This window comes from Uliginosibacterium sp. sgz301328, assembly GCF_041807905.1.
Taxonomy (GTDB): domain Bacteria; phylum Pseudomonadota; class Gammaproteobacteria; order Burkholderiales; family Rhodocyclaceae; genus JBGVSA01.
In genome coordinates, this window is sequence record NZ_JBGVSA010000017.1 from 91,589 (window position 1) to 98,575 (window position 6,987).

The window sequence follows — 6,987 nt, forward strand, 5'->3', positions numbered from 1 at the left end:
ACCCTAGGCCTGGCCGAATGAGTCCCGCCATGCAAGGTGCAGCAGGCGGCGGCCCTCCGCCTGTACGTCGGCCGTGACGGCGTAACCCTGGACGGAGATGGGGCGACATTCCTGCGCCGGCAGTTCGATGGTCAGGGTGTCTTGCCGGAAGCTTGCGCTGCCGTCGAACGCGACACTGACCTGCAAACGGTCATCCAGGGCATCGACGGCGATCTGCCAGTGCCCGCAATGCCCCCGACGCCAGGCAATCGATTCGCCATCGTCTTCGAAGGCCGATCCTGTGGCTCGTCCGTTGCGGGGAGGGAAAATGACGAAGCCGCGCCGGTCTTCGGTATCCCCAAAATGTGCGTCCGCGCGGTTGACAGGGATGATTGCCCCTGCCCGTGCGAACAGCAGCGGCTGTTGCAGCGAAGCGGGCATGGCATGCCATCGACCGCCTTCGTATCGCGTTCCGGAAAAGTAGTCGAACCAGTCCGTGCCGGCGGGCAGATAAACCGATCGTGCGCGGACGCCGGGGGCGGCAACCGCGGCATGCAACAGATGCGGGCCGATCATCATGTCGTCGTTCTCTTCGAAACACGTGTCGTCATGTGAGAAGTCGTAGTACGTCGGCCGCACGATAGGCGCGCATTCAGTATGGGCATGCCAAAGGAGATCGTAGAAATACGGCTGGAAGCGGTGCCGCAATGCAAGCAGCGCTCGCACCGTCGGCGTCCATGCCGGATACATCCACGGTTCGGTCACAGTGCCGTCGCTGTTCTCGGAGTGGATCGAAAAGCGCGGCATGAAAATGCCGAACTGCACCCAGCGCACGAACAGTTCCTGATCGGGGGCCGGTCCGAGAAAACCGCCGACGTCATGCCCCGTATTCGATACGCCGGACATCGCCAGTCCAAGCCCCATGCGGATGTTGTACTTCAGCGTCTCCCACGAGGTGTAGTTGTCGCCGGACCATGTCTGCACATACCGCTGCATGCCCGTCACGCCCGCGCGCGATACAGCAAACGGCCGTATCTGCGGAGCGCTGTCGCGCTGCGCGCCGACCGAGGCCTTGAGCATGAGCATCGTCAGCAGCGGTTTGATCTCGGACGCCGGAACGGGCTGTCCGTGGCCGAACGCGCGTGCGGCAACCTCGGCGATTTCGAACTCATTGTTGTCGTTCCAGGTGCCGGCAACGCCGTAGTCGAGCAAGTGCTCGCGCACGCATTGTTGCCACCAGCGCACGGCTGCCGGTCGCGTGAAATCCACGTAGCTGGCTTGCCCGCCCCAGAATGGCACCGTCAGGGCGTGGTGATCGGCGTTGGTCACGAACAGACCTTGCGCGCGTGCTTCTTCGTAGCGGGGATGGTCGGTGAGCAGGGCGGGCTTGATGTTGGCAATCACGCGCACGCCGGCCGCCTTGTACTCAGCAATAAAGCGACGCGCATCGGCAAACTTGCTGGTGTTCCAGTGGAACACGTAACGCTTGTTGCCGATGCTCGTGTAGCCCGATGAGAGGTGAAAGGACTGGCAGGGGATATCGTGAGCGCGGCACTGGGAGATGAACTCCGCCATGCGCGCTTGCGCGTCCGGCGCGTCGGTGTAGCTCATCGTCGAGCCCGAGTAGCCCAGCGTCCAGCGAGGCGGAAACGCCGGCAGGCCGGTCAACCAGGTAAAGCGGGTCACCACCTGCCGGATCTGCGGCCCGGCGATGAAGTAATAATCCAGGTCGCCTGCCTCGGCCATGAAATAGCGGTACGGCCCGTGATAGTTGCCGATTTCGCGCCCCATGTCGAAAGTGCAGTCCGAGTGCGTGTCGTAGAACAGTCCGAATGCTGCGCCATGCCTGGAATCGTGGGTGATGTAGAACGGGATGTGCTTGTAGAGCGGGTCGGACGTGCGTGCGCTGTAGAAGGCGCCGTCCACGTTGCGCATGCGATACGACTGACCGGCCCGGTTCGCGTCGCCGGATTTCTCGCCGAGGCCGAAGTAGCGCTCCGTCGCAGAGCGCACCAGATAGTGGCAAACGCTGCGCCCCCATTGCCCGAAATTGTAGGCCTGCGTCGGACGGTCACGCGCCACCTCGATCCAATCGTTGTCGACGCGAAGCTGCCAACGGCACACGAATCCATGCAGTTCGACGATGAGCCGAACGCATGCCGTTTCGACGGTAAGCAGGTCATCGCGCGTGACAGCCGAATAGGGCACGGGATCGAAGGCAGAGAGGTCGGATTTGTCGACCCCTTCGAAGGGGACATCTTCTTTGCCGGGCGCGATCGCCCAGGTGCGAGTGGTGCGTTGAATGCCATCAGGAAGCAGCGTTACACGGAGCAACCATTCCGTCAGAACGAATAGATGCACGACATGGCCTTGATCGCTTTGCAACGTCAGTCGCTTGTCATCGCGCTGACGGAGCGCAAACAGGGGCCCACTACGCTGCGTGGTGTCGTAGAGCGGGGTATCGTTGGCGATCGCGATGTCGGTCATGTGCAGTCCTTTGTACAAATTGGCGGCAAGGTCGAGAAATTGTGATGAGTGCCATTGGGCAGTGCCTTTCGGGCGCTGCCGCACACCGATCGCCACCGGCGTTCGTTCAAAGAACGCCAGTCGTGCGCGGCGGCAACAAAGTCTGGTTCTGGAGAATCCTCATGATCCTGCTGCGCCCGGAGGAACGATTCCGTTCGCATCGTCAGACCATCGCAGTCGAATACTGCAATCCGCAGGGCACGTTTCCTGAGCACAGCCACGACTTCGATGAGATTGTTCTGGTACAGGGTGGCAGCGGCGTGCATGTGCTCAATGACCGTCCCTGCTCGGTCGGCGCCGGCTCGGTGCTGTGGGTGCGCGCCCGGGATGACCGCCACGCCTTCGAATACGTGGCCGATCTCCAGCTATGCAACATCCACTACCGACGCAACGGACACGCGGGGCCACTGGCCTGCCTCGAACGACACCTGCCGGCCAACGCCACGGGGCATTGGCAGATCGGACCGACCCTGTGCCGGCGCATCGAAGGACTGCTGGCGCGCATTGGCCAGTGCAATGACACGACGCCCGCCGGCGCGTGCATGCGCGAAGCGCTACTGCTGCAAGCCGTCGCGCTGATGCTCGAAGGTCTCTACCACGAAGACCCGCAGGAAGACATCGAAGATCGTACGCATCATCTGATCAACTACCTGCGTTCGAACTTCCAGTCTCCGATCGACTGGAGTGCGCTGAGCGCACGTTACGCAATGCCATTGCGGACGCTGCACCGGCGCATCAAGGAGCGCACCGGCCTTCCTCCGCAGTCGTATGTCACGCACCTGCGCCTGGCTTATGCGTGTTCGCTGCTGCGCACGACGACCTTGCCGGTGACATACGTGGCCTACGAATGTGGCGCCGAAGACAGCAACAATTTCTCGACCTTGTTCAAGAAGGTGTATGGCATTCCTCCGCGAGAGTACCGGCGGCGTTGCCTGTTGAACGCTCAGGACGAGTGACAGGGAGGGTGCCCCGTGCGGGGCGCCCTCCGCAGCGTTACATCAACCCGAATAGTCGCGGCAGGAACAGCGAAAGAGACGGTACGTAGGTCACGAAAGCGAGCAACACCACTTCGATCAGAAAGATCGGTACCAGTGGCCGGATGACGTCGTTCATCTTCACCTTCGCCACGCTGCACCCGACAAACAGCGAACTGCCCACCGGCGGCGTGAAATTGCCCAACGACAGGTTGAAGGCGAACATCACGCCGAAGTGGATCGGGTCCATACCCAGGTTGACCGCCACCGGATAGAAGATCGGAGTGAAGATCAGCAGCGCCGGGGCCACGTCCATGAATGTTCCAACGATCAGTAGCGTGACGTTCATGATCATGAAGATCACGATGCGATCGTCCGACAGCGACAACAGCAACTCGCTCACGGAATCGGGAATGCTCAGGAAGGCCATCGCCCAGGACATCAGCGACGATGCGGCGATGAGGAACAGGATCATCCCGGATACCGCTGCCGATTGACGAAGGATGTCCGGCAGATCCGCCAGGCGGACCGTCCGATAGAAAAGCGACAGGGCCAGCGAGTAGAGCACCGCGATGGCACCGCCTTCCGTCGCCGTGAAGACTCCGGCCACGATACCGCCGATGACCACCACGATCATGATCAGACTCGGGATCGACTCGAGCACGATGCGAACGGCTTCCGCCGCACTCTTGCCGGGCTCGACCGGATAGCGCAGGCGACGGGCGGCGATGTAGGCATAGACCATCACCCCCAACCCCATGATGATGCCGGGAATATATGCCGCGATGAACAGCGTGGCGACCGAGGCCCCCGTCATCAGCGAATAGATGATGAACATGCCGGTGGGCGGAATGATCAATCCGGTCGGTGCCGACGCGATGTTGATCGCGGCGCAGAGCTTCGGGTCGTAGTTCTTCTCGCGCTGCAGAGGACCCATGAAGCCGCCGACGGCCGAAGCCGCAGCCACGGCCGAGCCGCACACGCAACCGAAGAGCATGTTGCTGATCACGTTGGCATGCATGAGCGCCCCGGAGATGCGCCCGCCCAATAGCAGGGCGAGGTTGATCAACCGTCGCGCGATGCCGCCTCGATTCATCAGGTTGCCGGAAAGGATGAAGAACGGCGCAGCCAGGAGCCCGAAACTGTCGATGCCGGAGAACATCTTCTGGCTACCGGTGTAGAGGATCTCGCTCAACGGAAGGGAATAGACCAGCGCGATGATCGATGAGAGGGCGATACCCATCGCCACCGGAACACCGAGCGCGAGAAAGCCGATGAACGCGCCGAACAGCAATGCGCAGGCCTGGAGCACTTCAGGATCCATCAACGCGCCTCCTTGCGGTAGTCATCGACGATGCTCGCGGTATGCGCAATGCCAAACACCACCATGAGCACGCCTGACAGTGGCAGGATCAGGTACACCCAGCTCATCGATATGCCCAGTGTGGGCGACAATTGCGCGCCGTTGGCGACCACATAGCGGTAACCGCCGAAGATCATGATGGCGACGAGACCGGCATTGACGAGCAGGCTCTGCAACAGCTTCAACATGAAGCGGCTGCGTGTGGATATGCTGTCTTCGAGCAGTGTCAGCGACAGATGCGTTCCGTCGCCGAAACAATAGGCGGCACCCAGAAACCCCATCCAGATCATCAAATAGCGCAGCAACTCTTCCGTATACGTGCTTGGCGAATTGAGCACGTAGCGCGAAAACACCTGCCATAGCGCGATGGCTGACAACATGGCCAGCAACATGCCGGCCGCAACGCCGCAGGCTTGGCGCGCGACGTTCCTGATCGAGTGAATAGAAGACACGTCAACTCCGCAAGGTGAATGTCGATGCGGCGGCGTGAGCGTCGTGGCCCGGGCCGCCGTAGAACGGGAGATCGCGTGGTCCTGTCAGAGCGCACGGATCTTGTTGACGATGTCCACCTGGGCCGGCGGCAGCTTTTGGTACATCGGCTGAACCAGATCGCTGAAGGGTTTCTTGTCGACGGTGTAGAACTTCACGCCCATCTTCTTTTCAGCCGTGTCGCGCGCCCGTACCAGATCTTCGATGAACAGCTTGTTCTGGACGTCGAGCGACTTCCTGGCGTTGCTCATGATCGCCGCCTTTTGCTTGTCGTTGAGCGTGTCCCACTTCTTCTTGCTGAACACGACAATGTCCGGCAGCAACGTGTGCTCGTCGAGCGAGAAGGCCTTCGTCACCTCTCCGTGGCTGCCGTGCGTGAGCACCGTGACGGCGCTCTCCGCACCATCCAGCACGCCTTGCTGGAGGGCACTGAACACTTCCGAGATGGCCATGGGCGTGGGTTGGCCTTTGAGCAGTTTGACCATCTCGATGGAGTCGGGATCGCTCATCACCCGGATCTTCAGGCCCGAGAGATCCTCCGGCTTGAGGATTGGTTTGTTGCGCGTATAGAACGAACGGAAACCGTTGGTGTAGAGCGTCAAGCCCACGAAGCCGCTCTTCTCGAGCGATTTGAGCATGTCGGCCGCGATGGGGCTGTCGGCGAATCGCTTGAAGTGCTGCATATCGCGGAACAGGTAGGGCATCGACAGAACGGTGAACTCCGGCGCGAAGTTCTTGATCATGCCGACGGATACGCGCGCCATTTCGATCGTGCCCTGTTGTACCAACTGCAACACTTGAGCCTCGTCGCCGAGCGTGCCGTTGGGGAACACCTTGATGCGGATGTCGTTGCTCGTTTCCTTGCGCACGTTGTCCGACATGTACTGCAGCGCTCTGACCGTCGAGTCTTCCTTGACGTGTCCGTCAGATGCCTTGAATTGCGCCGCGTGGGTTGTGGCAGACCATGCCATGCAGAGCGCGACGGCCAACGTTGGAACGGCGTATCTCATGTTCTTCCTCCAAAAGGTGTCGTACCCGCAGCGACACTCCGCGGGCGTGATGACAGCGTAGGGAAGAGCTTCCTGGCCAGCCTTTACGCCCATGCCGGGGATTACCGGCAAGCGGCTGAATTGCAAAGATGAGATGACGACACGAATGAGCGGACGCGGGCCGGGCGTGAGCGCACAGGCCCGACCTGCAAATGAAGCCCGCCGTCTTCTCGTCGGTTCGTGTCAATCATGGCCGGCACCATCCTGATCGCGGTGCGGGGGCAAAGATCAGATGAAGTGGTTGAGGTATTCGGTCAGCGCGAGGATCGCCATGGATTGGCCGAAGGGCATCGAGGTGAGCTTGATGTCCTTGTAGAACTGCAGTGTCGCACCCATGGGCGTGCCGAACGAAACCTGTGTCAGTTCGCCTTTGGCATCGATCTTGGCGATGACTGCGTCGATGGCCTTCACGGCAACCGGCAGGTAGGCGGACGACAGATAGCGTTTGCGGATGCCCTTGAGCATGCCGAAGGCGAAACCTGCCGTGGCCGAAGCCTCGAGATACGAACTCCGGTCGTCGAGCAGCGTGTGCCACAGACCGCTGTTCGTATCCTGCAGGCGTGCCAGCGCATTGACCTGGGCCCGCAGTGTATCCAGCAGGAATTCC

Annotated in this window: 6 protein-coding genes; 1 reads left to right on the plus strand and 5 read right to left on the minus strand. The window is 61.1% G+C overall.

The genetic code is table 11. From position 1 onward, the window contains the following. Positions 1–3 precede the first annotated feature (3 nt). Positions 4–2,466: a TIM-barrel domain-containing protein gene (locus tag ACDA63_RS14000; RefSeq protein ID WP_373663886.1), complete on the minus strand. Its 2,463-nt coding sequence runs from the start codon at positions 2,464–2,466 to the stop codon at positions 4–6. Positions 2,467–2,627: 161 nt separating this feature from the next. Here ACDA63_RS14000 and ACDA63_RS14005 point away from each other — a divergent pair, with 161 nt between their 5' ends. Next, complete coding sequence (locus ACDA63_RS14005; RefSeq protein WP_373663887.1) at positions 2,628–3,461, plus strand: helix-turn-helix domain-containing protein; 834 nt, start codon at positions 2,628–2,630, stop codon at positions 3,459–3,461. A gap of 37 nt (positions 3,462–3,498) precedes the next feature. Here ACDA63_RS14005 and ACDA63_RS14010 read toward each other — a convergent pair whose 3' ends face one another. The 4 genes from ACDA63_RS14010 to ACDA63_RS14025 form a co-directional block, all read right to left on the minus strand. After that, entirely contained in the window at positions 3,499–4,803 is a 1,305-nt protein-coding gene (locus tag ACDA63_RS14010; protein WP_373663888.1) for a TRAP transporter large permease, read from the minus strand. Then, the gene (locus tag ACDA63_RS14015; RefSeq protein ID WP_373663889.1) at positions 4,803–5,294 is read right to left on the minus strand and encodes a TRAP transporter small permease; all 492 of its coding nucleotides are present in this window, start codon (positions 5,292–5,294) and stop codon (positions 4,803–4,805) included. The genes ACDA63_RS14010 and ACDA63_RS14015 overlap by 1 nt, the downstream gene beginning before the upstream one ends. Before the next feature lie 84 nt (positions 5,295–5,378). Beyond that, on the minus strand, positions 5,379–6,341 hold the full coding sequence (locus ACDA63_RS14020; RefSeq protein ID WP_373663890.1) for a TRAP transporter substrate-binding protein: 963 nt from the start codon (positions 6,339–6,341) through the stop codon (positions 5,379–5,381). A gap of 267 nt (positions 6,342–6,608) precedes the next feature. Beyond that, positions 6,609–6,987: glycoside hydrolase family 88 protein (locus ACDA63_RS14025; RefSeq protein WP_373663891.1), on the minus strand; the 379-nt coding region annotated here is incomplete at its 5' end.